Here is a 22,792-nt window from a genome sequence, read left to right as displayed (position 1 = left end):
GTTGATGGACCAGAACGGCCCATCGCTGAGGACGCTTATGGACGACGCCAAGCTGACGGATGAGAGAGGGAGGCTCGCGGCGCTGGAGCGCGCGAACATCCTCGACACGCCGCCGGAAGAACCCTTCGAGCGAATCACCAGCCTGCTCAAATCGGTGCTCGGCGTGCCGATGACCGCGATCACCCTGCTCGACACCGACCGCCAGTGGCTGAAGTCGGAACGCGGCCTCGGCGTCGACCATACCGCGCGCGACATCAGCTTCTGCACGCACACCATCCAGGGGCGCGAACCCTTCGTCGTGCCTGATGCCAGCCAGGATCCCCGCTTCGCCGGTAACCCGCTGGTCACCGATGCACCGCATATCGCCGCCTATGCCGGCGTGCCGCTGGAAACGGTGGAGGGTTATAATCTCGGTGCGCTCTGCGCGATCGACACCAAGCCGCGCGAGTTCGCACCGCACGAGCTCGATCTGCTCAAAAGCTTTGCGCGGCTGGTGATCGGCGAGATACAGCTTCGCCACATCGCCGACCGCGACCATCTGACCGGCGCCCTGTGCCGGCGCGCCACGCTGGAAATGATGGAGCGCGCGGTCGCCCGTCACGTGCGGCACGGCACACCGGCGGCGCTGATCATGTTCGACGTCGATCATTTCAAGTCGATCAACGACCGTTACGGCCATCCCGGCGGCGATATCGCGCTGCGCGCGGTTTCGGCACGAATCGCCGCGATGTTGCGGCCGGACGATGTGCTGGGCCGGCTGGGCGGCGAGGAGTTCGCAATCCTGCTCAACGACACTGGTCTCGACGATGCGGCCGCTGCAGCGGAGCGTTTCCGCGCGGCGCTGGCGGCGATGATCGTGCCCACCGATCCGCCGTTGCTGCTGACCGCCAGCTTTGGCACCGCGCTCCTGGGGCGGGCGATCGATGGTGTCGATGCCTGGCTCGCCGCGGCGGATGGCGCGCTTTATGCAGCCAAGAACAGCGGCCGCAATCGATGCCGCACAGCGAGTCGCGCGGACGAGGGTGACGTCGCGGCAGCCTGAGCGGCCCGCGCAGCATTGCTTTCCCGCACGAAAGTTTTGGCTGCTGGTATTCTCTAGTCATTGAGTAGAGAAATGGCGTGTCACCGAGGGAGGTGCCAATGCCATGTTCGCTTCTTGCCACTGTCACACGATCGTCCATCGCGTGGTGTAGGGGCTGTGCCTGAGGGCGCAAAAAAAACAGACGCAACCTTTTATCGGAATAGCCGTTTGTGCCGGCGATAGAGCGCCGGGAGGAGTGTCCATGTCCGCAGAAACCGAAGCCGCCCCCGGCGGCCAAACCCGTCGCGACGCCTATCCGGTCTCGTTGCAGCACGCCGCGGCCGCACTGTGGGGCGATGGCTTCTGGGGTCGCGAGGCCCCCGCGCGCGACGAGCGCGCCGATAACCGCAAGCCGGCCCGCCGCTAGGGCCGACGCTGCCCCCCGACCAGCGTTGACAGCGCCCCGCCGGCCCGCGAAGGGCCGATGCCATGCGTTTCTTTTCAGACAATGCCGCCTCGGTCTGCCAGCCCGTACTCGACGCCATGGCGGCGGCGAATCGCGCCGATACCGCTTATGATGGCGACTCGCTATCCGCGAGGCTCGATGCTGTGTTCAGCGCGTTGTTCAGCACACCGGTCACCGCCTTGTGGGTCGCCACAGGCACCGCCGCCAACAGTCTGGCGCTGGCGGCGCTCTGCCCGCCCTATGGCGGCGTCGTCTGCCATCGCGATGCGCATATCCAGAACGACGAATGCGGCGCGCCCGAATTCTTCACGCACGGCGCCAAGCTCCACCTCGCCGACGGCGAAGGCGCCAAGCTGACGCCGGAAAGCGTGACGGCGGTGCTCGATGCGATCGCCAATGACGTCCATCGCGTCCAGCCGCGCGCACTGTCGATCACCAATGCCACCGAGTATGGCCGCGTCTATACGCCGGACGAGGTGGCGGCGCTCGGCCGCCTTGCGCAGGTGCGCGGGCTCGGCTTCCACATGGATGGCGCGCGCTTCGCCAATGCGGTGGCGCATCTCGGTTGCGATCCGGCTGATCTCACCTGGCGCGCCGGCGTCGACGTGCTGAGCTTCGGCTTCACCAAGAATGGCGGCATGTCCGCCGAGGCGCTGGTGTTCTTCGATCGTGCTCGCGCGGAGGGCGTCGCCGAGCGCCGCAAGCGTGCGGGGCACCTGCTCTCGAAGGGCCGCTATCTCGCCGCGCAGATCCATGCGCTGCTCGCCGACGATCTGTGGATCGCCAATGGCCATGCCGCGAATCGCGCTGCGACGGCGCTGGCCGAAGCCGCCGCGGGTCGGCTGATCCACAAGGTCGAGGCCAATGAGCTGTTCCTGCGGATGACCCCCGACGAGGCGGCGGCGCTGCGTGCGCAGGGCTTCGAATTCTATGACTGGGCGGCCGGCGAGATCCGGCTGGTGACGAGTTGGGACCAGCCCGAAGCCGAGGTCGCGGCGCTCGCCGCCGCGCTCCGGGCGCTCTGAGAGGAAAGGCGCGATGGAAGCGCCGCTGACCCCGACGCAGCAGGCGCGCAGCCTGGTGCCGTTCATCACCGTCACCTTGATCTGGAGCTCGACCTGGCTGGTGATCACCGGCCAGCTCGGCACGGTGCCGCCAAGCTGGTCGGTCACCTACCGCTTCCTCGTCGCGGCCGTGGCGATGGTCGCCTATGCGCTGGTCAGGCGCGAGTCGCTGTGGTTGACGCCGCGGCAGATCGGGCTGGCGGCGCTGGTCGGGCTGTTCCACTTCACCATCAATTTCAACACCTTGTATCGTGCCGAGCAATATATTGCATCGGGCTTGGTGGCGCTTCTGTTCGCGCTGCTGATCGTGCCCAACGCGGTGCTCGCGCGCATCTTCCTCAAGCAGCAGGTGTCGCTACGCTTCCTGGTCGGCTCGGTGATCGCGATCGGCGGCGTCGCCATATTGTTCGCGCATGAACTGGCGGCGAGCGGTGCCGGTGCGGCCGCGGTGGCAATCGGCGTCGGGCTGACAAGCATCTCGATCCTCGCCGCCTCGATCTCCAACGTGATGCAGGCGGCGCCGACGGTGCGCGCAGCGCCGCTCGCGCCGATGCTGAGCTGGTCGATGCTGATCGGTGCCGCCGGCAGCGCGGTTTATGCCTGGATCACTGCGGGGCCGCCGGTGATGGACTGGCGACCCTCCTACATCGCCGGCATGCTCTATCTTGGCATCGCCGCCTCGACGCTCACCTTCCCGCTCTATTTCGGGGTGATCCGCGCGATCGGCCCGGCGCGCGCCGCTTATTCCAGCGTGCTGATCCCGATCGTCGCGATGGGGCTGTCGACGATCTTCGAGGATTATCGCTGGTCGCTTCAGTCCGCGATCGGCTGCGCGCTGACGTTGGTCGGGCTGGTCGTGGCGCTGAGGGCGCGCAGCCCCGCCGCATAGTCCCGGTAGCGCGGCGCCCAGCCGAGCAGGCGCCTGGCCTTGCCGTTCGCCACCCGCCGGTTCTCGGCATAGAAGCCGCGCGCCGCCGCCGAGAGCCCGGCCTCGTCGAGCGTCTGCAGCACCGGCCAGGGCAGGCCGAGCAGGTCGCACGCGGCCTCGATCACCGCATTCTGGCCGCAGGGATGATCGTCGGCGAGATTGTAGGCGCCGGGCGGTCCCTCGAAGCCGGCGATCACGCCGCTGACGATGTCGTCGACATGGACGCGGCTGAACACCTGCTGGGGCAGGGCGATGCGATGTGCGCGCCCTTCCGCTACCCGGTCGAGCGCCGAGCGGCCCGGGCCGTAGATGCCGGGCAGGCGAAACACGCGCGCGCCCAGCGCCAGCCATTTGCCATCCGCCGCCGCGCGCGCCGATCGCCGCCCGCGCCCCACCGGCGCGCTCTCGTCCACCCATGCACCGCCGCTGTCGCCATAGACGCCGGTGGAGGAGAGATAGCCGAGCCACGCGCCGCTGCGCACCAGTGCGTGGCGATAGCTGACGAGCACCGGATCCTCATCCCCCGCGGGCGGGATCGACGAGAGAATATGCGTGGCGTGACGGATCGCGGAGGCCGCCGCATCGAACGGCAATGTGCCCGCCCGGCCGTCACGGCTGGTGCCGGTGACCGTCCACCCCCTGGCCTCGACCGCCGCTGCGATGCGCGTGGCGGTGTAGCCGAGGCCGAGGATCAGGAGGTGGGGCATTGCCGGCCGGTTCTCCGTCTCAGCGCGCGCCGAAGCCGTCGTAGAGCGTCCCGAAGAAATCGCCCTTGTTCCAACGCGGCCGCTCCGGCGCATTGGCCAGTTCGCGGGCGATGTTGAGGTTGAGCGACACGAAGCGCGCGCCGGCGTCCCAATTGAACGGCAGGTCGGGCTGGTCGCTCGGTTGGTGATAATCATTCTTCAGGAAGGCGGCATTGGCTTCACCGCCCGGGCCCTTGCTGCCGGTGACGATGAACACCGAAGGCACGCCCTGCTGGACGAAGCGATAATGGTCCGAACGGGTGAAGATCGCCTGGTCGGGCGCGGGATCGGGCGAGACGGCGATGCCCAGCGGCGCCGCGGCCTTGGCCACAGTCGCGCCGATCGACGAGTGATCGGCGCCGAAGGCCACGACATCCTCGAACGCATAGGTGATGATCGGCATGTCGAGATTGACGTCCGCCACCAGCCGGTCCTTCGCGACGGTTGGGTTGCGCGCGAAATAGTCCGCGCCGACCAGCCCCTTCTCCTCGGCGGTGACCGCGAGAAACAGCACCGAGCGGCGCGGCTTCTCACCGCCCTGCACGAAGCCGCGCGCGACCTCGATCATCGAGGCGATGCCGACGGCATTGTCCATCGCGCCGTTGCAGATTTTGTCGCCCTTCACCTCGGGGCAGATGCCGACATGGTCGAGATGGCCGGAGAGCACGACGACTTCCGACTTCAGCGCGGGGTCCGACCCCTCGATCATGCCCGCGACGTTGCTGCTCTCGGCCGGCTTGATCTCGGTTTCGAGCATGACGCTTGCGGTGCTGCCGAGCGCCGCGCCCTTGACGCGGCCCTGCGGCGTCTCCGCCGCGGCCATCACCGCCGCCGCACCGCCCTTGATGCCGGCGAGCAGCTTCTCGGCGCCGGCGAGGCTGACATAGGCGAGGCCCGGCGCGTTGGGCGCAGCGCTGAAGCCGCTGCCGTCGGGCTGGCGCCACACCATCCGCTTGTCGTCCCACGTCTTGGCGGCGCGCTCGAACGGCAGCACCTTGGCGCGGGTCGGCGTTTCGAGCGTGATCACGCCGATCGCGCCATGCTTCTCGGCCTCGATCGCCTTGGTCGTGCCATTGCCGTAATGCGCGCGCTCCTCACCCGGGATCGACTTGGGTGCGCCTGAGAGCAGCACCACGATCTTCCCCTTCACGTCGAGCCCGGCATAATCGTCGCGCTTGAATTCGGGCGCGACTACGCCGAAGCCGACGAACACCAGCGGCGCGTTGAGGCTCAGCCGCGGATCCTTGAGCGACTGGCCGGGCAGATAATCCTCGCCGAAGACGAGCGCGGTCTGCTGGCCGCCACGGGCAAGGGTGATCGCACCATGGCCGGTCGACTGCGCCGAGACCAAAGGCACCTTCTGGATATAGCCGCCATCGTCGCCGGCAGGCTTCAGCCCCAGTTCGGCGAAGCGCGTCGCGACATATTGCGCAGCGATGTCATACTCGGGGCTGCCGGCCTCACGGCCGCGCATCGCGTCGCTTGCGAGGAAGTCGACATGCGCCTTCAGGCTCGCCTGCGAGGGCTGGTAGCCATCCTGCGCAAAGGCGGGCGCGGCCAGCGCGAGGGCGAGCGGAAACAATGTGAGCTTGTTCATGAATTCATCCGGTAACATCGATATGCGACCGGCCTAGGCAGCGCAGGCGTGGCGCGCAACGCTGCTGGTCGAAAAACGCGCCACCGGATGTGCCTGCCGCGCGGCGGAGATATGTGGCGCACCGGCGACAAGCACTATATCCCGAACATCATGCTCGACGTTCAGACCACGCAGCCGCCCCCCGCCCCCACCGTCATCCACCGCGCGGATTATCGGGAGCCGGACTGGATGGTGCCCGACGTGGCACTCGATTTCGCGCTCGATCCGGCGTCGACGCGGATCCGCGCGACGCTCTCAGTCACGCGCAACGGTGATCATGACCGACCGTTGCGGCTGGACGGGGACGGGCTGGTCGCGATCGCGGTCCGCGTCGACGGCGTCGAACTGGCCGCCGACCATTGGCATATGGAGCGCGACACTTTGGTCGTGCCGCTCACCGGGCCTGCTCATGTCGTCGAGACCGAGGTCGAGATTGCGCCCGAGCGCAATACCAAGCTGATGGGGCTCTATGCCTCGGGCGGCTTGCTCTGCACGCAGTGCGAGGCGGAAGGTTTCCGCCGCATCACTTTCTTCCCCGACCGGCCCGACGTGCTCAGCCGCTATGTCGTGCGGATGGAGGCGGACAAGGCACGATTCCCGATCCTGCTCGCCAATGGCGATCGCACCGCCGAAGGCGAAAGCGCGGACGGCCGCCATTGGGCGGAATGGCGCGATCCCTTCCCCAAGCCCTCCTATCTTTTCGCGCTCGTTGCGGGCGATCTCGCCGCCAATCGCGATCGCTTCACGACGATGTCCGGTCGCGACGTCGATCTCGCCATCTGGGTTCGGGCGGAGGATCTGCCCAAGACCGAACATGCAATGGCCGCGCTCAAGACCTCGATGGCGTGGGACGAGACGGTCTATGGCCGCGAATATGATCTCGGCCAGTTCAACATCGTCGCGGTCGCCGATTTCAATTTCGGCGCGATGGAGAACAAGAGCCTCAACATCTTCAATTCACGCTACATCCTGGCCGACCCCGACACCGCGACCGATGCCGATTATGACGCGGTTGCCGGCGTCGTCGCGCATGAATATTTTCACAACTGGTCGGGCAATCGCGTCACCTGCCGGGACTGGTTCCAGCTCAGCCTGAAGGAAGGCTTCACCGTCTTCCGCGACCAGCAATTCTCCGCCGATCAGGGCTCGGCCGCGGTCAAGCGGATCGAGGATGTGCGGATGCTGCGTGCGGCGCAGTTCCCTGAGGATGGCGGGCCGCTGGCGCATCCGATCCGCCCCGATTCCTATTTGGAAATCAGCAATTTCTACACCGCGACGGTCTATAACAAGGGCGCCGAGGTGATCCGCATGCTCCACACCTTGCTGGGGCCCGATCGCTTCCGCGCCGGCAGCGACCTCTATTTCGACCGGCATGATGGTGAGGCGGCGACCTGCGAGGATTTCGTCCGCGCGATGGAGGAGGGCGGCGGCATCGATCTCACCCGCTTCCGCCTGTGGTACCAGCAGGCCGGCACGCCACGGGTGCGCGCGGTGCTGGCGTGGGACGAAGCCGCGCGGCGCGCGACCTTGTCGCTGGAGCAGAATGTGCCGCCGACGCCCGGCCAGCCCGTGAAGCAGCCCATGCCCCTGCCGCTGCGCGTCGCGCTCTATGGCAGCGCCAGCAACGCCGCGCTGGGCGACGAGCGGCTGGTGGTGCTGGACGAGGTGCAGGCGACCGAGACCTTCGAGGGTGTCTCCGAGCGGCCGGTGCTGTCGATCAATCGCGGTTTCTCCGCGCCGGTGGTGCTGGAAACCAACCGCACCGCCGCCGATCTCGCCTTCCTGTCCGCGCATGATGAGGATCCGTTCGCGCGCTACGAGGCGATGCAGCAATTGATGATCGATACGCTGGTGGGCGCGGTTTCCACCGGCCAGGCCGATCATGGCCCGGTGATCGAGGCGGTGCGCGAGACGCTGGTCAACCCCGCGCTCGACTGTGCCTTCATTGCGGAGGCGGTGCTGCTGCCGAGCGAAGCCTTTCTGGGCGATCAGATGCTGGTGGTCGATCCCGATGCGATCTACGCGGCGCGCGAGGCGCTGCGCCGCGATCTCGGCACCGCGATGCAGGCCGAATGGCGCGAAGCCTATGAGGGCGCGCGCGCCAACCGCTTCGAATATAGCCCCGCCGCCAAGGGCGCCCGACGCCTGCGGACGGTGGCACTTGGCTATCTCGCCGCTGCCGGCGCGCCGGACACCGCGGCGCTTGCGCTTCGCCAGTTCGAGGAGGCGGACAATATGACCGATCGGCAGGGCGCGCTCGGCGTGCTTGCCAACGGCACGGCGGCGGAGCGCGATACGGCGCTGGCCGCGTTCTATGATCGCTATCGCACCAATCCGCTGGTGCTCGACAAATGGTTCTCGACGCAGGCGCTGTCGGCGCGCGACGACACGGTGGATGCGGTGGCGGCGCTCTATCGCCATCCGGATTTCACCTTGAGCAATCCGAACCGCGTCCGCTCGCTGTTCGGCGCCTTCTCCGCCAACCAGCGCGCGTTCCACTCGGTCGACGGGCGCGGCTACACGCTGCTGGCGGACATGCTGCTCGCGCTCGACCCGATCAACCCGCAGACCGCTGCCAAGCTCGTACCCCCGCTCGGCCGATGGCGTCGCTTCGGCCCGGCGCGCGCGGCGCTGATGAAGGCGGAACTCGCCCGCATCGTCGCGACGCCGGGGCTGTCGAAGGATGTGTTCGAGCAGGTGTCCAAGAGCCTCGCCGGCTGATGGCGTTCGAGCAGCAGATCATCGCGTCCGAGGCGGACATCGATGAGCATGGCCATGTCAACAATGCCGTGTGGGTGCGCTGGATCCAGGATGTGGCGGTGGCGCATTGGTATGCGCTGGTCACGCCCGAGGAATCCGCCGGGCAGATCTGGGTCGTGATCCGGCATGAGATCGACTATGTCGGCAACCTGCGCGCCGGCGATGCGGTGATGGCGCGGACCTGGGTGCCCGATCCGCCGCGCGGGGCCAAGTTCGATCGCCACATGGTCTTCACTGGCGCCGATGGCCGCGAGAAGGTGCGCGCGATCTCGACCTGGGTGATGCTCGACCGCGCGAGCGGCCGGCCGATGCGGATCCCGGCGGAACTGGCGGCGCGGTTTCTGGAGAATTGAAGCCCTCTCCCGGAGGGGAGAGGGAGACAATCAGGCTGCGCAGCCCTGCTCTTCGCGATGCTCCAGCGCGCCGAACATCGCTTCCAATGCGCTGGTATCGCGGGTGAAGCCGAGGTGGCGACAGTTCACCTCGATTGCATGGTCGCGCTCGCCGGCCTGGCCGCAGGCGCTGGCGGGGGCGATCACGCCATCATGGCTGGACCAGAGCGCGAAGGTGGGAACCGGCGGTTTTTCGGTCAGCACGCAGGGCAGCGGCGGCCGGTCGACCGGATGCCGGGCGATCAGTTCGTAGAGCATCCATGCATGATTGGCGCGCATGTCGCCCGAAAAGGGCGTGCCGAGCGTGATCACGCGATCGATCCGGTCGGGCGCGAACTTGGCATATTCGCGCGCATAGAGGCCGCCGAGGCTCCAACCGATCAGGCTGACCTTGCCGGGGGCGATGCGCGCGATCTCGTCGAGGCGGCGGTCGAGGCGATCGAGCATATCCGCCCTGACGCCGAAGTTGCGCCCCTGCGCCCAGCCGAACGCCCGGTAGTTGGCGGCGCTCAGCGTGCGCCGCAGCGCGCGCGTCGATCCGTCGGACGCGAGGAAGCCCGGCAGCACCAGCACCGGCGCGCCACCGCCATCGCGACCCGTGGCGCAGGGGTGTGCGATCGCACGGCCCCGCGCCAGCTGAGCAAGGCTGCGCGCTTCGGCGAGCAACAGCGAGAGCGAAGGTGGCCGGTCCCCCACATGACCGATTGGCGACAAATTCACGACAGTTTCCATGACACTTTCATGACATGAAACAACGTTTCGCGCTATCGGCGGGTTTCACCACCTAACGCAAATGCGAAAAGGCCGACGGACCCCGGGGGCAGTCCATCGGCCTTCCGACGCCGGAGAGAGGCGAATGAAGCTTAGTTGACGAGAACGGCCTCGACGCGACGGTTGGCACCGGCGCTGGCGAGCTGGCCCGGCAGTGGCCGATCAAAGCCATAGCCTGCCGCCTCGATCCGGTCGGCGGAGACGCCTTCCGCGATCAGCGTCTGCCGCACGGCATAGGCGCGTTCGCGTGAGAGGGTGAGGTTGCTCGCGCGCGAGCCGACCGAGTCGGTGTGGCCTTCGATGCGGACGCGGCGGCCGGCGAGGCGCGGCGACTTCAGCGCGGCGGCGAAGCTCTTCACCTCCATCAATTCGCTGCCGACCAGCATCGACGATCCGGTGGAGAAACCGAGCCGCAGGTCGACGCGGGGCTGCACGGTGCCGCCGCCAGGCGCCATGGTCGGCTTGGGGCGATTGGTCACGACGCGGACCGGCGCGGGTTTGGGCGTCGGGCGGGCGGCCGCGTTGGGATCGACCGGCTTGGCCAGCACGAACCCGCGCGAGTCGCCGGCGACGCGGGCGGCGCGGCCGCCAGTGGTCGTGGTCGCAGCGGGGCCGGGCGCTGCCGGCGCTTCGGCCTCGGCCGCCGGCTCGGCGGCGCAATCCTCACCGGTCAGTTCGCAAACGAAGTCGGAGGGCGATCGCGTCGCCTGCTCCTGCGCCTGGATGGCGGTGACGGGCACGGTGACCAGCGCGATTGCCGACGCCAACAGGGTGAAACGCATGATCAGCTCCAATGCAACGCTTCTCAATCAATGATCTTGTTCTACTCCATATCGTGCGAGTCGCAGGTGATCATCGTCACAAAGCCCCGGTTTTATTGGGCCGCCGGCCGCCGCGTCAGCGCGGCGACGCAGCTCGCACGATCGATGTCGCGGCCATTGGGCTGGCGCGCGTCGACATAGGTGACGACAGGTTCCTGTCCCTTGGCCGGCGGGTATAGATAGGCATCGAGGATGCAGATCGGCCCTGCGAACTGCAGCCGGCGGGCGCCGGGTTCGCGCGTATCCTGATCCGGATTGCCGAACAGCGCCACGAGGTTGCGCGCATCCTTGCCCATCACGCGCTCCAGCCCGATCGGTGCGGGCACCGCCGGCCGCGCAACCGGTGGCGGCGGGGTGACGGCGGGGGGCGGGCCGCCGGTGGTGCAGCCGGCGAGCAGCAATGCGGCGGGCACGCCGGCGATCAGAAGACGGGTCACGCGGTTTCGCTTTCCTTGGTCAGGGCCACCGATCCTGGCGTGGCGCCGCGGCCCATGTGGAACAGGTGCGTCGCCATCGCGGCGCCGAGGATCGGCGCCAGCAGGTTCAACCCGGGAACCATGAAAAGCCCGGTGGCGACAAGCCCCAGCGCCAGCCGCCTGCCGCGCGTCGCGCTCAACCAGCCGCGGAGCGCCGCGCGATCCATGTGGCGGATCGCGACCATCTCACCCAGATCGCGCCCGAGCAGCGGTGCATTCACCGCGATCGCCGCCACGACGGTGCCGATGCCGGTGACCAGCAGGATGATGTAGACCGGCAGCGCCAGCAGGTTGAAGAAGATCGCGCGGCCCGCGGAGAACAGCGCCATCCGCAGCGAAAGCGCCCAGCCCGGCGGCGTGCAGGCGGCCAGCGCCTCCGGATAGTGGCGCCGCTCCACCGCCTCGACGACGCCATCGGCGAAGATGCCCATGATCGCGATCGCGGCGGCGCGGAACAGCAGCCAGCCGAGGATGAAGCTCAGCACTACCGCGATCAGGGCGTCGGCGCGCTCGATCCAATAGGCGTCGGCGCCCGGCCACCAGGTGCGCACCACCCAGTCGGACAGCGCATCCACGCCATACCACAGGCCGACGAAGGCGAGCGCGAAGATCAGGGCGGTCAGTGCCAGCGTTCCGCCAAGCACCTTGAGCACGGCACGATCGGGCAATTGCTCGACGCTCAACCAGAAGGCGCGGATCATGGACATGAGAGTCGCGCGAAGCGGCGCCCGCGTCAACAGCACCGCGTTTCCGCCTGTTCTTGCCTTTATGTGCGGCCGTTCTAAAGGGCGCTGCTTATGGCCGTTGAAACCCCCAACCGCATCCGTGGCACGCAGGACATGCTGGGCGAGGCGCAGGCGCGCTTTGCGCACGTCGTCGCCACCTTCGAACGCGTGCGCCGCCTCTATGGCTTCAGCCAAGTCCAGGTGCCGGTGTTCGAGGCTACCGCGGTGTTCGCGCGCTCGCTGGGCGAAACCACCGATGTCGTTTCCAAGGAGATGTACAGCTTCGAGGATCGCGGGGGCGACAGCCTGACGCTGCGGCCGGAGTTCACCGCCGGCATCTCGCGCGCCTATCTCACCGAGGGCTGGCGTCAGTTCGCGCCGCTCAAGCTGACCACCTGGGGACCGCTGTTCCGCTATGAGCGCCCGCAGAAGGGCCGCTTCCGCCAGTTCCATCAGCTCGACGCCGAGGTGCTGGGCGCGGGTGAGCCCGCCGCGGATGTCGAACTGCTATGCTTCGCGGACCAGTTGCTGCGCGAACTCGGCGTATCCGATGGCGTAACCCTGCAGCTCAACACGCTTGGCGACGCCGCGACCCGCGACGCATGGCGGCAGGCGCTGGTCGATCATTTCGAATCGCACCGCGACAGCCTGTCGGAGGAGAGCGTCGAGCGGCTGGCGAAGAACCCGCTGCGCATCCTCGACAGCAAGGATCCGCGCGACCGGCCGATCGCCGACGCCGCGCCCGAGATCGACGCGTTCCTGACCGCCGAGGCCGCCGATTTCTTCGGTGCGGTCACTGCCGGGCTCGATTCCGCCGGCGTCAACTGGACGCGCAATGCGCGGCTGGTGCGCGGGCTGGATTATTATCGTCACACCGCGTTCGAGTTCGTCACCGACCGGCTCGGTGCGCAGGGTACGGTGCTGGGCGGCGGTCGTTATGATGGGCTGATCGAGGCGCTGGGCGGCCCCGAGACGCCGGCGGTCGGCTGGGCGGCGGGGATCGAGCGGCTGGCGATGCTGATCGATGCGCCGACGCGCGAGACCATCCTCGTTGCGGTCGTGCCGATGGGGGCGGGCGCCGAGCGCGCTGCGACCGGCGTGATCGCGAACCTGCGCCGCGCCGGCATCGCCGCCGACATGGCGTGGCGCGGCAATATGAAGAAGCGGATGCAGAAGGCCGACGCCGCCGGTGCCCGCTTCGCGGTAATCCTCGGCGAGGATGAACTCGCCAAGGGCGTCGCTGCGGTCAAGGATCTGGTCAGCGGGGAGCAGCGCGAGGTTGCGCTCGATGCGCTGGCGGAGACGCTGGCAGCCGCATGACCCGGATCTCGCCGGATCGGATCGCTGCCATCGAGGCCCGCCGCGACGAGTTGCAGGCCGAGATGTCGCGCGGGGATCTGCCCGCCGATCGCTTCGTCGCGCTCTCCAAGGAATTTGCAGAGATCGAACCCGTTGCCCGCGCGGCGGGGGACGTGCGGCGGCTGCGCGCCGAGATCGAGCAGCTCGCCGACATGGAGAAGGAAGAGGATGCCGAGCTGCGCGCGCTGGCGGTCGAGGAGCTGGCCGACGCCAATGCCCGCCTGCCCGACGTCGAACGCGCGCTCGCGCTGAGCCTGCTGCCGCGCGACGCGGCGGATGCGCGCGCGGCGATGCTCGAAATCCGCGCCGGCACCGGCGGCGATGAGGCGGCGCTGTTCGCCGGCGACCTGCTGCGCATGTACCAGCGCTATGCCGAAGGGCAGGGCTGGCGCGTCGAGATCATCTCGGCGAGCGCGGCGGAGCTTGGCGGCTACAAGGAAGTCGTCGCCTCGGTGACGGGGCAGGGCGTGTTCGCCAGGCTGAAGTTCGAAAGCGGCGTGCATCGCGTCCAGCGCGTACCGGTGACCGAGAGCGGCGGGCGCATCCACACTTCCGCGGCGACGGTGGCGGTGCTGCCCGAGGCGGAAGAGGTCGACGTCCAGATCGACGACAAGGATCTGCGGATCGACGTCTATCGTTCGTCCGGACCCGGCGGCCAGTCGGTCAACACCACCGACAGCGCCGTGCGCATCACCCATTTGCCCACCGGGCTGGTGGTGATCCAGCAGGATGAGAAGTCGCAGCACAAGAACAAGGCCAAGGCGCTCAAGGTGCTGCGCACGCGGCTTTACGAGCTGGAGCGCGACCGGCTGGACAGCGAACGCGCCGGCGCGCGGCGCTCGATGGTCGGCTCTGGCGACCGGTCGGAGCGGATCCGCACCTATAATTTCCCGCAGGGGCGGGTGACGGACCATCGCATCAACCTGACCTTGCACCGGTTGCCGGAAATCCTGGAAGGCCAGCTCGATGAGCTGATCGGCGCGCTGATCGCCGAGGACGAAGCGGCGCGGCTGGCGAATCTGGATGGGTGACCTCTTATGTCCTCCCCGAGCTTGCTCGAGGAGGGGGACCGCGCGCGAAGCGCATGGTGGAGGGGCCGGCGCGGACTTGGTCGCGCGAGCCGCAGTGGGATCGGATGCGTCGACGCCGTCCCCACCACCACCGGCTTCGCCGGCGGTCCCCCTCCCCGTCCCGGGGGGGATGGCGTGCTGAACGAAGCCCTCACCGCCGCCACCCAGCGTCTCGCCGCCATCTCCGCCACGCCGCGCCTCGACGCCGAACTCCTCCTCGCCCACGCGCTCGGCATCAGCCGCGAGGATATCCTGCTTGGACGCCACGCCGGCCCGTTGCCGGCCGCTTTCGATGCGCTCGTCGCGCGGCGGGTGGCGGGGGAACCGATCGCCTATATCACCGGCACCCGCGCCTTCTGGACCATCGAGCTCGCGGTCGCGCCCGGCGTGCTGATCCCGCGCCCCGATACCGAGACGCTGATCGACGCCGCGGTCGCGCATTTTCGCGGCCGGTCGCCGCGGCGCATCCTCGATCTCGGCACCGGATCCGGCGCGCTGCTGCTTGCCGCGCTGGACGAATGGCCCGAAGCGACCGGGCTCGGCATCGATCGCAGCGACGATGCGCTGGCGATCGCCGTGGCCAATGCCGAACGGCTGGAACTCGCGACCCGCGCCGCCTTCCGCTTGGGCAACTGGGCGGACGAGGTTTCGGAACGCTTCGATCTGGTGCTGTGCAACCCTCCCTATGTGGAGGCGGATGCCGCGTTGCCACGCGACGTGGCGGAGCATGAACCTCACTCCGCGCTGTTCGCCGGCACCGACGGGCTCGACGATTATCGGCGCCTTGCGCCGGGCTTCGCGCGCCTGCTCCAGTCGGGCGGAATGGCGGCGATCGAGCTGGGTGCGGGGCAGTTTTCGCGCGTCGCACCCTTGTTCGCGGGGCAGGGGCTCACCATATCGCTCCGGCAGGATTTGGCAGGGCATGAGCGCTGCCTCCTGCTCGTGGCGGGACTCGAAAGCGAAACATAAAAGCGCTTGGTTTATCGCTGCGGAGCCGCTAGGAGGCGGCCGGGGACTGGCGCATTTTCAACGAACCGCGTTTGGCGACGCGCCTCTCACCGCACTCCTTTAGTCATGTCCGCTGTGGTCCGGCGGCACGGCAGTCGATGCTCGATCGCTGAGGGGCGGTCTGCATCCGGGAGTCTAGCTATATCCGTTCGATCGGGAGCTGGTGACGTTTCGAAGACGAGGACAGCAAGAAGTTGATCAATAATCGTCAGGCCGGCCGCCGTCGCGGCCGTGGCGGCCAGCGGCCGCAGGGGGGAAGCCCCAATCGCGGTCCCGAAACCGGCAACCGCATAGACAATCGTGCGCGTGGCAATGCTGCGCAGTTGCACGAGAAGTACAAGACCCTGGCGCGCGATGCGCAAACCCAGGGCGATCGTGTGATGTTCGAATATTACTCGCAGTTTGCGGATCATTATTTCCGCGTGCTCAACGAGAACCGTTCGCGCTTCGAAGAGAATCGCCGCCAGCGCGACGATTATGCCGAGGGCGACGAGGGTGACGACGATGGTGCGTCGTTCGAGGCCGAGGGCGAGGATTTCGTCCGCCGCGAACAGCCCGAGCGTCGTGAGCAGCGCCAGCCGTACAACGGCCAGCAGCAGCGCGGTGATCGTGATTCACGTGGCGAACCGCGTGCAGAGCGCGAGCCGCGTGGCGATCGTGAACCCCGTGCGGCGCGTGAGCCGCGCGCCGAGCGCGAACCCCGTGGCGACCGTGAGCCGCGCTTCCAGCGCGAAGATCGCCGGCCGGAACAGGCGCCTGCGCCGATCGCGCCGGAGCCTATCGCAGCTGCGCCTGCCCCGGTTGAGATCGAGCCCAGGGGCGACGAGGAAGAGCGGCCCCGTCCGCGCCGTGGCCGTCCGCCGCGTCGTCGCGATGCGGAAGAGAGCCATGCGATCGACGCCGCGGTGCTGCCGCCGGCCTTCGCCGCTCCCGAGCCGCAGCCGGTTGCAGCCCCCGCCGCCGTCGAACTGCCGCTGAACGGCGGGCATGGCGAAGGCGATGCCGGTGAGGCTCCGGCCGAAGCGCCCAAGCGCCGCCGCGGTCGCCCCCGCAAGAGCGAGAGCGAAGCGCCGGCCGCCTGACCCGGGGCCCCGAAAAGGGGCTTCGCAAAGCGCATCAAAGCGGGCATCACCCTTGGACAAACGAGGGGGGTGCCCGTTGATGCGTAAGCCGTCAGTCGTCGTTGCCGCGTTGATGTTTTCCGTGGCAGGACAGGCCCTTGCCCAGACCGCGGTCACCCCGCCCCCCGCCCCCGACGTGGTCGGCAGCGCGCAGGGCGATGTATCCGTCACCATCTACCAGAATGGTCAGGCGCTGGTGCAGGATGTCCGCCAGCTCGACCTTGCCGCCGGCCGCACCCGCCAGGAATTTCCCGACGTCTCCGCACAGATCCGCGCGGAGACGGTCTCGCTCGCCGGCCCCGGGCTCGGCATCGTCGAACAGAATTTCGACTATGACCTGCTCTCGCCCGACAAGCTGATGGAAAAGGCGGTGGGGTCGGTCGTTACGATCGTCCGCACCAACCCGGCGACCGGCGGCGAGACGCGCGAACAGGCCAAGGTGCTCGCCGCCAACGGCGGCATCGTCCTCCAGATCGGCAACCGCATCGAGGTGCTGCGCGACGACGGGCTGCCGGTGCGCGTGGTGTTCGACAAGGTGCCCGAGAATCTGCGTGCCCGCCCGACCTTGTCAGTGACCCTGCAGGTCGCGCAGGCCGGCCGCATCCCCGCCGCGCTCAGCTATCTGACCCCCGGCCTCGGCTGGACCAGCGACTATGTGATGCTGTTCGATGAGGCCAAGGGCGCGATCGACATGCAGGGCTGGGTCACCCTCACCAACAACACCGGCACCAGCTATCGCAACGCCGATGTGCTGCTGGTCGCGGCCAACCCCAATGCCGGCGGTGGCCGTCGCGGGCTCGGCCAGCTCGGCGACACGACGATCGAGGCGGCCGGCACCGAAACCGGCGAGCGCGAGCGGCTGGGCGATTTCTATCTCTATCCGCTGGCCGAGCGCACCACGATCGCCAACGCGCAGCAGAAGCAGGTCAGCTTCCTAGACGTGAAGGGCGCGCCGGCGCGCAAGGCCTATGAGTGGAACAATCGCTGGATGGGCAGCGATACCGACTTCCGCAGCGCCGCGACCGTTCTCAAATTCTCAACCTCGAAGCAAGGTGGTCTCGGCGATCAACTGCCGCAGGGCACGATCCGCGTCTATATGCGCGATGCGCGCGGTGACCCGCAGTTCATCGGCGAAAGCAGGGTCGATGCCGCGCCGATGGGCTCGCAGATGGCGATCCGCACCGGCGAGGCGTTCGACGTGAAGGGCACCGCGACGGTGGTGAAGCGCGAACGGCTGTCGTCGAAGCGCTGGCGCACCGAGATGCGTTATGAGTTCAGCAATGCCCGCGCCGAACCGGTCACCGTCGAAGCCGGTCAGGACGGGCTGTGGGGCGACGTCCGCATCGTCTCCGCCACGCTCGAGGGGCAGCGTGTTTCCGCCGACCGGATGGAATGGAAGGTGCCGGTGCCCGCCAACGGGAAGGCCGGCTATACGGTGGTGTTCGACACCCGGTACTGACGCGATGGCCCGCGGCCTTGCTATCCTGTTGATCGCGATGATCGTGGCAGCGCCCGCTGCCGCGCAGACCGTCGTCACCTCCAATCATGTGGATGCGGTCTCGGTGACGGTCTATCGCGATCCGGAGGGGGGAGGCGACATCCGTCGGCCGGACTGGCCCGGCGGCTATGCGCTGATCACCGAGACGCGGACGATCCGGCTGCCGGCGGGGCGCTCGGTCATCCGCTTCGAGGGCGTGTCGCAGGGCATGCTGCCCGAAAGTGCGATCGTCACCGGTCTGCCACGGCAGGTCGTCGAGAAGAATCGCGATGCGCGACTATTGTCGCCGGCGGCGCTGGTCGACGCCTATCTCAAGCGAAGCGTGACGATCCGCCGCACCAACCGGGCGACCGGAGCGGTGCGTGAACAGGATGCGGTGATCCAGTCGGGGCCGAACGGCGGCGTGCTGCTGACGACGGCGGAAGGCGTCGAGGCGCTCGGCTGTTCCGGGTTGCCCGAGACGCTGACCTATCCCGGCGTGCCCGCCGATCTTTCCGTGCGCCCGACATTGTCGGTGGTCGCCGACAGCGCCGGCCCCGCGAGCGCGACGATCCAGCTTTCCTATCTGGCCGAAGGGCTCGACTGGTCCGCGAGCTACGTCGCGCGCGTCGCGCCCGATGGCGAAACGCTCGACCTGTTCGCCTGGGCGACGATCGTAAACGGCGGCAGCGAGGGTTTCACTGGCGCGCGCACGCAGACCGTGGCGGGGCTGCCGAACCGCGAGGGTAGGGCGCCGCAGCCGCGCAGTCCGGCGCCGGAACTGCGGCTGCAGTGCTGGCCGATGGACATCACCAGCACCCATCCCCGGCGCGGGCAACCGGTGCCGCCCCCGCCGCCCCCCGCGCCGATGGCGATGGACGCCATGGGCGCGGAGGAGATCGTCGTGACCGCCCAGCGCCGGCAGCGGGGCATGCTGGCCGCGCCGGTGGCGGTGATGGTCGCTGAGCAGGAGGATCTGGGCGACCTCAAGCTGTATCGAATTCCCGAACCGGTGACGGTCGCGGCACAAAGCCGCAAGCAGGTGGCGATGATCGATCGCAAGCGCGTGCGCTTCGAGCGGATCTATGGCGCCGATTTCCAATCATTCGAACTGCTGAACTATACGGATGAGGATCAGCCGGGCCCGGAACCGGCGCTGCTGGTGTTGCGCACTGAAAACAAGACGGGGCAGGGATTGGGGCTGCCGCTGCCGGCCGGCACGGTCTCGATCTTCGAGAACGATGGCGCCCAGTCGCTGTTGGTCGGCGAAAACCGGCTCGACGATCGCGCGATCGGTGATGAAGTCGAACTGGCGATCGGTGATAGTCCCGAGGTGCAGTATCGAATCACCGCGCAGCCGCGGCGTGGCAAGCGCCAGAGCTATGAGGCGACTGTCACCAACGCCAAGTCCGTGCCCATCACCTTCGAACTCGCGATTCCCTATCAGCTTGCCTCGTCCAGCGAAACGCTCGGCCGCCGCAAAGGGCAACCGTCATGGCGCATCTCCGTGCCCGGCAATGGCACGGCGAAGCTGCGCTTCACCTTGAAGCTGGAACGCGAATGATCCGCGGCGCGCGCCTCTGGCTGATGCCGGCGGCGGCGCTGTTCGTCGCTACCCCGGTGGCGGCGCAGACCGTGGTCGAGTCGGATCGGATCGAAAAGGTCGCGGTCACGCTCTATCGTGACCCCCAACCGGTGCCGAATGCCGAAGCTGGTTGGCCGACGGGCTATGCACTGGTCACCGAGACGCGGACGATCCGTGTGCCCGCGGGTCGCGCGGTGATCCGCTTCGAGGGCGTTTCGCAGGGCATGATGCCCGAAACCGCGATCGTCACCGGCCTGCCGCGCGAGGTGAACGAGAAGAATCGCGACGCGCTGCTGCTTTCGCCCGCGGCGCTGATCGACGCGCACCTCAAGCGTCGCGTGCTGCTGCGGCGGACCGACCCGGTGACGGGGCAGCGGCGCGCCGAGCAGGCGGTCGTCGAATCCGGGCCCGCCGGCGGTGTCGTGCTGACCACTCCCAATGGCGTCGAGGCGTTGCGCTGCTCGGGGCTGCCCGAATCGACGGTCTATGCGCGCGTGCCCGAGGGGCTCTCCGCCAAGCCGACCTTGTCGGTGGTCACCGAGAGCCCGAAGGCGGCGACGGTGACGGTGCAACTCTCCTACCTCGCGCAGGGCTTCGACTGGTCGGCGACCTACGTCGCGCGCATCGCCGAGGATGGCGCCAGCCTCGATCTGTTCGCCTGGCTGACGGTGAAGAATGGCGGCAGCACGGGTTTCGCGAAGGCGCAGACGCAGGCGGTGGCAGGTCGACTCAACAAGGAGGCGGCGGCGGCGCTCCCCGTCAGCCCCGATCCGGCGCTGACGATCGAGTGCTGGCCGATGGACGTGACCAGCAGTTTCCCGGCCTGGACGATCGAACGGCTGCAACTGCCGGACGCACCGGCCTATTGGTATGGCGACCGCTACGGCACGATCATTCCACGCAAGCGGCGACGCGGGCGCCTGCCGGAACCGTCGCCGCCGCCGCCGGTGATGGCGATGGCGATGGAATCGCCGCCTCCGCCCCCGCCCCCGCCGCCCGCTCCGGCGATCGTCGCGACGCAGGAGGATCTCGGCGATCTCAAGCTCTACCGCATTCCCGAACCGGTAACCGTTGCCGCGCGCAGCACCAAGCAGGTGGCGATGATCGATCGCCACAAGGTGCGGTTCGAAAAGCTATTCCTCGGCAACGGATCCTATCTGACCAGCGACTCGCTGCCGACCACGGTCGTGCTGCGCACCCGCAACGTGACGGAAGATGGGCTGGGCCTGCCCTTGCCCGCGGGTGCGATGGCACTGTTCGACGCACGCGGCGGCCAGTCCTTGCTCATCGCAGAGGGGCGCTTCGCCGATCGTGCGGTGGGTGAGGAAATTGAGATCGGCGGCGGCGCAAGCAATGATGTTCGCTACCACGTCACCCAGCTCCCGCTGAGCAAAACGCGCGTGCCCTTCAGCGTGAAGGTCACCAATGCGGGCGCGAGCGATGCCGTATTCGAGCTCGCCCTGCCCGCCAATCCGGTCGACGTCAGCGATACGTTGGCCAAGCATGCCGGCGTCGATGTCTGGCGCGTCACTGTACCCGCCAATGGAGAGGCCGAGCTGCGCTACGCGCGCAAGCTCGATTGATCAGGCCGCGGGCAGCGGCCGCGGGCGCATATCCTCGTCGAGCGCGACGAAGGTGAACAATCCGCTGGTGACCTTGATCTGCTCATGCTGGTAGCCGCGCGTCGCGACCACCTCGACGCGGATGCCGACCGAGGTGCGGCCGCGCTTCTCGACCTCCGCATAGACCGAGATCACGTCGCGCAGATGGATCGGTGCAATAAATTGCATCGCGTCGATCGCCACCGTTGCGCACGGGCCCTGGCAGACCGCCGCGGCGACGATGCCGCCGGCGATGTCCATCTGGCTCAGCACCCAGCCGCCGAAGATATGGCCGTTCGAATTGATGTCGGCGGGGCCGGGAACCACGCGCAGGACCGGGTTGCGCAACGTGCTGGTCATTCGATGAGATCCTTGATCGTTTCGTCGACGGCTTTGTCATGGCCGGTGCCCGAACTGAGGAACACGAGCCCCATCAGCGCCGCCATCAGCATCACCGAGAAGAAGATGCCGAGGCATGTGGCAATCAGCATGTGGATCGGAATCGGCCCGACCATGATCCGCAGTGCGCCGAGCCCCACCAGGACGGCGGCAAGCGCGACCGCCGCCATCCAGCGCATCAACCGCCGATAGCGCGCCCACGCGAAGGCGGCATATTCGGGTTCGTCGAGGGGGCTCTTGTGCACGGCCATGCTTTCATTTGAGCGCCGGACATGGGAACATCAAGCCGCGGAGAGTGATGAGCCAATAGGAGGGCCTGAACATGACGATCGCAGCGATCCTGACCGGCAAGGGCAATGAGGTCATCTGCATCGAGACGTCCGCACGCGTCGGCGATGCGGTGCAGCTCCTGGCCGAAAAGCGTATCGGCGCGGTGCCGGTTCTCGAAAACGGCCTCGTTGCAGGCATCTTCTCGGAACGCGATGTGATTGCAGGGCTGTTGCGCGAAGGCGCGGCGGTGCTCGAGCGCACTGTGGCCGAGGTGATGACTGCGCCCGCGATCACCGTCGCCCCCGAACAGAGCGTGCTTGCGGCGCTGTCGCTGATGACACGGCGGCGCATCCGCCATTTGCCGGTGATCGAGGAAGGCCGGCTCGCCGGCTTCGTTTCGATCGGCGATCTGGTGAAGTACCGGATCGACAAGATCGAAGCCGAAGCGATGGCGATGCGGGAATATATTCAGAACGCCTGATCGGCGGGCGTTCGGAACCCGCCAGAATCGGTCGAGCCTGCGGCGATGAGTCGCGATTCGACCGGTTCTCAACGTCTTGCCGCGGCTTTTGCCGCCAGCGACGATCGGCCCCGGTGGGCGTGCAGGTGCGGCAAGCGCCCGTGTTCCGGGCGTTTTCGCGGTCTGTGCAACAAAATTGCAAAAAGGCGTTGACCGGTGGGAACCGTCTCCATATATGCCCTTTCACCGCAGCGGGGCGCCACACTGGCTCCTGCGGCGGTCGCAAAAATCGAGACGCCCGGTCACCCCGGTAAAACGGGGGAAGGTTGGGCGTCTGCGTTTTTCGCTCTTTGACATTGTCGATTTGATGAAGGGACATGTGGGCGGCGGCTCCATGCCCGGGAGCTTCAAGGTCCCGGTGTTATGGTTAAACAAGCCGTTCCTATATGTCCTACACGTTTCCATACGTGAAGAATTGTGCAGGAACGGCTCCTTGAAATGAGCGGGTCTGCCGGGGACATTCCGCCTCGGTGGGTTCGAACATCAAACTTGAGAGTTTGATCCTGGCTCAGAACGAACGCTGGCGGCATGCCTAACACATGCAAGTCGAACGAGACCTTCGGGTCTAGTGGCGCA

General features: G+C 67.7%; 22 protein-coding genes and 1 rRNA gene. 15 read left to right on the top strand and 8 right to left on the bottom strand.

Going from position 1 to position 22,792, the window contains the following annotated elements; all coding sequences use genetic code 11:
• Window positions 1-4: 4 nt before the first annotated feature.
• The 4 genes from FHS96_RS09205 (at window position 5) to FHS96_RS09190 (ending at window position 3,440) form a co-directional block, all read left to right on the top strand.
• Window positions 5-1,042: a sensor domain-containing diguanylate cyclase gene (locus FHS96_RS09205; RefSeq protein WP_429589791.1), complete on the top strand. Its 1,038-nt coding sequence runs from the start codon at window positions 5-7 to the stop codon at window positions 1,040-1,042.
• Window positions 1,043-1,283: 241 nt separating this feature from the next.
• Window positions 1,284-1,448, top strand: coding sequence for a hypothetical protein (locus tag FHS96_RS09200; protein WP_429589788.1), 165 nt, complete (start codon window positions 1,284-1,286; stop codon window positions 1,446-1,448).
• A gap of 62 nt (window positions 1,449-1,510) precedes the next feature.
• Window positions 1,511-2,512: a threonine aldolase family protein gene (locus FHS96_RS09195; protein ID WP_429589785.1), complete on the top strand. Its 1,002-nt coding sequence runs from the start codon at window positions 1,511-1,513 to the stop codon at window positions 2,510-2,512.
• A 13-nt stretch (window positions 2,513-2,525) separates the two neighbouring features.
• Complete coding sequence (locus FHS96_RS09190) at window positions 2,526-3,440, top strand: DMT family transporter (RefSeq protein ID WP_429589782.1); 915 nt, start codon at window positions 2,526-2,528, stop codon at window positions 3,438-3,440.
• Here the strand turns inward: FHS96_RS09190 and FHS96_RS09185 are convergent.
• Together FHS96_RS09185 and FHS96_RS09180 are read right to left on the bottom strand one after the other, a co-directional pair.
• The gene (locus tag FHS96_RS09185; protein ID WP_429589779.1) at window positions 3,365-4,186 is read right to left on the bottom strand and encodes a Rossmann-fold NAD(P)-binding domain-containing protein; all 822 of its coding nucleotides are present in this window, start codon (window positions 4,184-4,186) and stop codon (window positions 3,365-3,367) included. The genes FHS96_RS09190 and FHS96_RS09185 overlap by 76 nt on opposite strands.
• A gap of 19 nt (window positions 4,187-4,205) precedes the next feature.
• On the bottom strand, window positions 4,206-5,822 hold the full coding sequence (locus tag FHS96_RS09180; protein WP_429589776.1) for a M28 family metallopeptidase: 1,617 nt from the start codon (window positions 5,820-5,822) through the stop codon (window positions 4,206-4,208).
• Between the two features lie 150 nt (window positions 5,823-5,972).
• Between FHS96_RS09180 and pepN the strand changes: the two genes are divergently transcribed.
• Both pepN and FHS96_RS09170 read left to right on the top strand, forming a co-directional pair.
• Window positions 5,973-8,582 carry an aminopeptidase N gene (pepN, locus tag FHS96_RS09175; protein WP_429591722.1) on the top strand — a complete coding sequence of 870 codons (2,610 nt, stop codon included), beginning with the start codon at window positions 5,973-5,975 and terminating at the stop codon, window positions 8,580-8,582.
• Window positions 8,582-8,974, top strand: coding sequence for an acyl-CoA thioesterase (locus tag FHS96_RS09170; RefSeq protein WP_429589773.1), 393 nt, complete (start codon window positions 8,582-8,584; stop codon window positions 8,972-8,974). Before pepN ends, FHS96_RS09170 begins: the two co-directional genes overlap by 1 nt.
• Window positions 8,975-9,004: 30 nt before the next feature.
• Here FHS96_RS09170 and FHS96_RS09165 read toward each other — a convergent pair whose 3' ends face one another.
• The 4 genes from FHS96_RS09165 to FHS96_RS09150 all read right to left on the bottom strand — a co-directional run bounded on the left by FHS96_RS09165 (window position 9,005) and on the right by FHS96_RS09150 (window position 11,788).
• Window positions 9,005-9,733 carry an esterase/lipase family protein gene (locus FHS96_RS09165; protein ID WP_429589770.1) on the bottom strand — a complete coding sequence of 243 codons (729 nt, stop codon included), beginning with the start codon at window positions 9,731-9,733 and terminating at the stop codon, window positions 9,005-9,007.
• Window positions 9,734-9,876: 143 nt separating this feature from the next.
• A complete protein-coding gene (locus FHS96_RS09160; protein ID WP_429589767.1) occupies window positions 9,877-10,566 on the bottom strand; it encodes an OmpA family protein in 690 nt (229 codons plus the stop codon).
• Window positions 10,567-10,658: 92 nt separating this feature from the next.
• Window positions 10,659-11,042: a hypothetical protein gene (locus FHS96_RS09155; protein WP_429589764.1), complete on the bottom strand. Its 384-nt coding sequence runs from the start codon at window positions 11,040-11,042 to the stop codon at window positions 10,659-10,661.
• The gene (locus tag FHS96_RS09150; protein WP_429589761.1) at window positions 11,039-11,788 is read right to left on the bottom strand and encodes an EI24 domain-containing protein; all 750 of its coding nucleotides are present in this window, start codon (window positions 11,786-11,788) and stop codon (window positions 11,039-11,041) included. Before FHS96_RS09150 ends, FHS96_RS09155 begins: the two co-directional genes overlap by 4 nt.
• A gap of 90 nt (window positions 11,789-11,878) precedes the next feature.
• Here FHS96_RS09150 and hisS point away from each other — a divergent pair, with 90 nt between their 5' ends.
• The 7 genes from hisS to FHS96_RS09115 all read left to right on the top strand — a co-directional run bounded on the left by hisS (window position 11,879) and on the right by FHS96_RS09115 (window position 21,009).
• Window positions 11,879-13,126: a histidine--tRNA ligase gene (gene hisS, locus FHS96_RS09145; RefSeq protein WP_429589758.1), complete on the top strand. Its 1,248-nt coding sequence runs from the start codon at window positions 11,879-11,881 to the stop codon at window positions 13,124-13,126.
• Window positions 13,123-14,196: a peptide chain release factor 1 gene (prfA, locus tag FHS96_RS09140; protein ID WP_429589755.1), complete on the top strand. Its 1,074-nt coding sequence runs from the start codon at window positions 13,123-13,125 to the stop codon at window positions 14,194-14,196. The genes hisS and prfA overlap by 4 nt, the downstream gene beginning before the upstream one ends.
• 177 nt (window positions 14,197-14,373) lie before the next feature.
• Window positions 14,374-15,204, top strand: a complete 831-nt coding sequence (gene prmC / locus FHS96_RS09135; RefSeq protein WP_429591719.1) for a peptide chain release factor N(5)-glutamine methyltransferase — start codon at window positions 14,374-14,376, stop codon at window positions 15,202-15,204.
• A gap of 233 nt (window positions 15,205-15,437) precedes the next feature.
• The gene (locus FHS96_RS09130) at window positions 15,438-16,325 is read left to right on the top strand and encodes a DUF4167 domain-containing protein (RefSeq protein ID WP_429589752.1); all 888 of its coding nucleotides are present in this window, start codon (window positions 15,438-15,440) and stop codon (window positions 16,323-16,325) included.
• A gap of 79 nt (window positions 16,326-16,404) precedes the next feature.
• Entirely contained in the window at window positions 16,405-17,823 is a 1,419-nt protein-coding gene (locus FHS96_RS09125) for a DUF4139 domain-containing protein (RefSeq protein WP_429589749.1), read from the top strand.
• Between the two features lie 4 nt (window positions 17,824-17,827).
• Window positions 17,828-19,405: a DUF4139 domain-containing protein gene (locus tag FHS96_RS09120; RefSeq protein WP_429589747.1), complete on the top strand. Its 1,578-nt coding sequence runs from the start codon at window positions 17,828-17,830 to the stop codon at window positions 19,403-19,405.
• Window positions 19,402-21,009: a DUF4139 domain-containing protein gene (locus tag FHS96_RS09115; protein WP_429589744.1), complete on the top strand. Its 1,608-nt coding sequence runs from the start codon at window positions 19,402-19,404 to the stop codon at window positions 21,007-21,009. Before FHS96_RS09120 ends, FHS96_RS09115 begins: the two co-directional genes overlap by 4 nt.
• On the opposite strand, the gene FHS96_RS09110 is transcribed toward FHS96_RS09115, so the two are convergent.
• Window positions 21,010-21,387: an acyl-CoA thioesterase gene (locus tag FHS96_RS09110; RefSeq protein WP_429589742.1), complete on the bottom strand. Its 378-nt coding sequence runs from the start codon at window positions 21,385-21,387 to the stop codon at window positions 21,010-21,012.
• Entirely contained in the window at window positions 21,384-21,671 is a 288-nt protein-coding gene (locus FHS96_RS09105; protein WP_429589739.1) for a hypothetical protein, read from the bottom strand. The genes FHS96_RS09110 and FHS96_RS09105 overlap by 4 nt, the downstream gene beginning before the upstream one ends.
• A 77-nt stretch (window positions 21,672-21,748) precedes the next feature.
• Here FHS96_RS09105 and FHS96_RS09100 point away from each other — a divergent pair, with 77 nt between their 5' ends.
• Entirely contained in the window at window positions 21,749-22,177 is a 429-nt protein-coding gene (locus FHS96_RS09100; RefSeq protein ID WP_429589736.1) for a CBS domain-containing protein, read from the top strand.
• A gap of 524 nt (window positions 22,178-22,701) precedes the next feature.
• A 16S ribosomal RNA gene (locus tag FHS96_RS09095) occupies window positions 22,702-22,792 on the top strand; the annotation flags it as partial.

The sequence above is a fragment of the Sphingomonas zeicaulis genome, assembly GCF_050433225.1.
Taxonomy (GTDB): domain Bacteria; phylum Pseudomonadota; class Alphaproteobacteria; order Sphingomonadales; family Sphingomonadaceae; genus Sphingomonas_D; species Sphingomonas_D zeicaulis.
This window is presented reverse-complemented; position numbering and strand designations above follow the sequence as displayed.

What these genes read in the sequence shown, in the direction of transcription:
- FHS96_RS09205 (WP_429589791.1), top strand. Translation starts at nt 5, where the DNA reads ATGGACCAGAACGGCCCATCGCTGAGGACGCTTATGGACGACGCCAAG.
- FHS96_RS09200 (WP_429589788.1), top strand. Translation starts at nt 1,284, where the DNA reads ATGTCCGCAGAAACCGAAGCCGCCCCCGGCGGCCAAACCCGTCGCGAC.
- FHS96_RS09195 (WP_429589785.1), top strand. Translation starts at nt 1,511, where the DNA reads ATGCGTTTCTTTTCAGACAATGCCGCCTCGGTCTGCCAGCCCGTACTC.
- FHS96_RS09190 (WP_429589782.1), top strand. Translation starts at nt 2,526, where the DNA reads ATGGAAGCGCCGCTGACCCCGACGCAGCAGGCGCGCAGCCTGGTGCCG.
- FHS96_RS09185 (WP_429589779.1), bottom strand. Translation starts at nt 4,186, where the DNA reads ATGCCCCACCTCCTGATCCTCGGCCTCGGCTACACCGCCACGCGCATC.
- FHS96_RS09180 (WP_429589776.1), bottom strand. Translation starts at nt 5,822, where the DNA reads ATGAACAAGCTCACATTGTTTCCGCTCGCCCTCGCGCTGGCCGCGCCC.
- pepN (WP_429591722.1), top strand. Translation starts at nt 5,973, where the DNA reads ATGCTCGACGTTCAGACCACGCAGCCGCCCCCCGCCCCCACCGTCATC.
- FHS96_RS09170 (WP_429589773.1), top strand. Translation starts at nt 8,582, where the DNA reads ATGGCGTTCGAGCAGCAGATCATCGCGTCCGAGGCGGACATCGATGAG.
- FHS96_RS09160 (WP_429589767.1), bottom strand. Translation starts at nt 10,566, where the DNA reads ATGCGTTTCACCCTGTTGGCGTCGGCAATCGCGCTGGTCACCGTGCCC.
- FHS96_RS09150 (WP_429589761.1), bottom strand. Translation starts at nt 11,788, where the DNA reads ATGTCCATGATCCGCGCCTTCTGGTTGAGCGTCGAGCAATTGCCCGAT.
- hisS (WP_429589758.1), top strand. Translation starts at nt 11,879, where the DNA reads ATGGCCGTTGAAACCCCCAACCGCATCCGTGGCACGCAGGACATGCTG.
- prfA (WP_429589755.1), top strand. Translation starts at nt 13,123, where the DNA reads ATGACCCGGATCTCGCCGGATCGGATCGCTGCCATCGAGGCCCGCCGC.
- FHS96_RS09125 (WP_429589749.1), top strand. Translation starts at nt 16,405, where the DNA reads ATGCGTAAGCCGTCAGTCGTCGTTGCCGCGTTGATGTTTTCCGTGGCA.
- FHS96_RS09120 (WP_429589747.1), top strand. Translation starts at nt 17,828, where the DNA reads ATGGCCCGCGGCCTTGCTATCCTGTTGATCGCGATGATCGTGGCAGCG.
- FHS96_RS09115 (WP_429589744.1), top strand. Translation starts at nt 19,402, where the DNA reads ATGATCCGCGGCGCGCGCCTCTGGCTGATGCCGGCGGCGGCGCTGTTC.
- FHS96_RS09110 (WP_429589742.1), bottom strand. Translation starts at nt 21,387, where the DNA reads ATGACCAGCACGTTGCGCAACCCGGTCCTGCGCGTGGTTCCCGGCCCC.
- FHS96_RS09100 (WP_429589736.1), top strand. Translation starts at nt 21,749, where the DNA reads ATGACGATCGCAGCGATCCTGACCGGCAAGGGCAATGAGGTCATCTGC.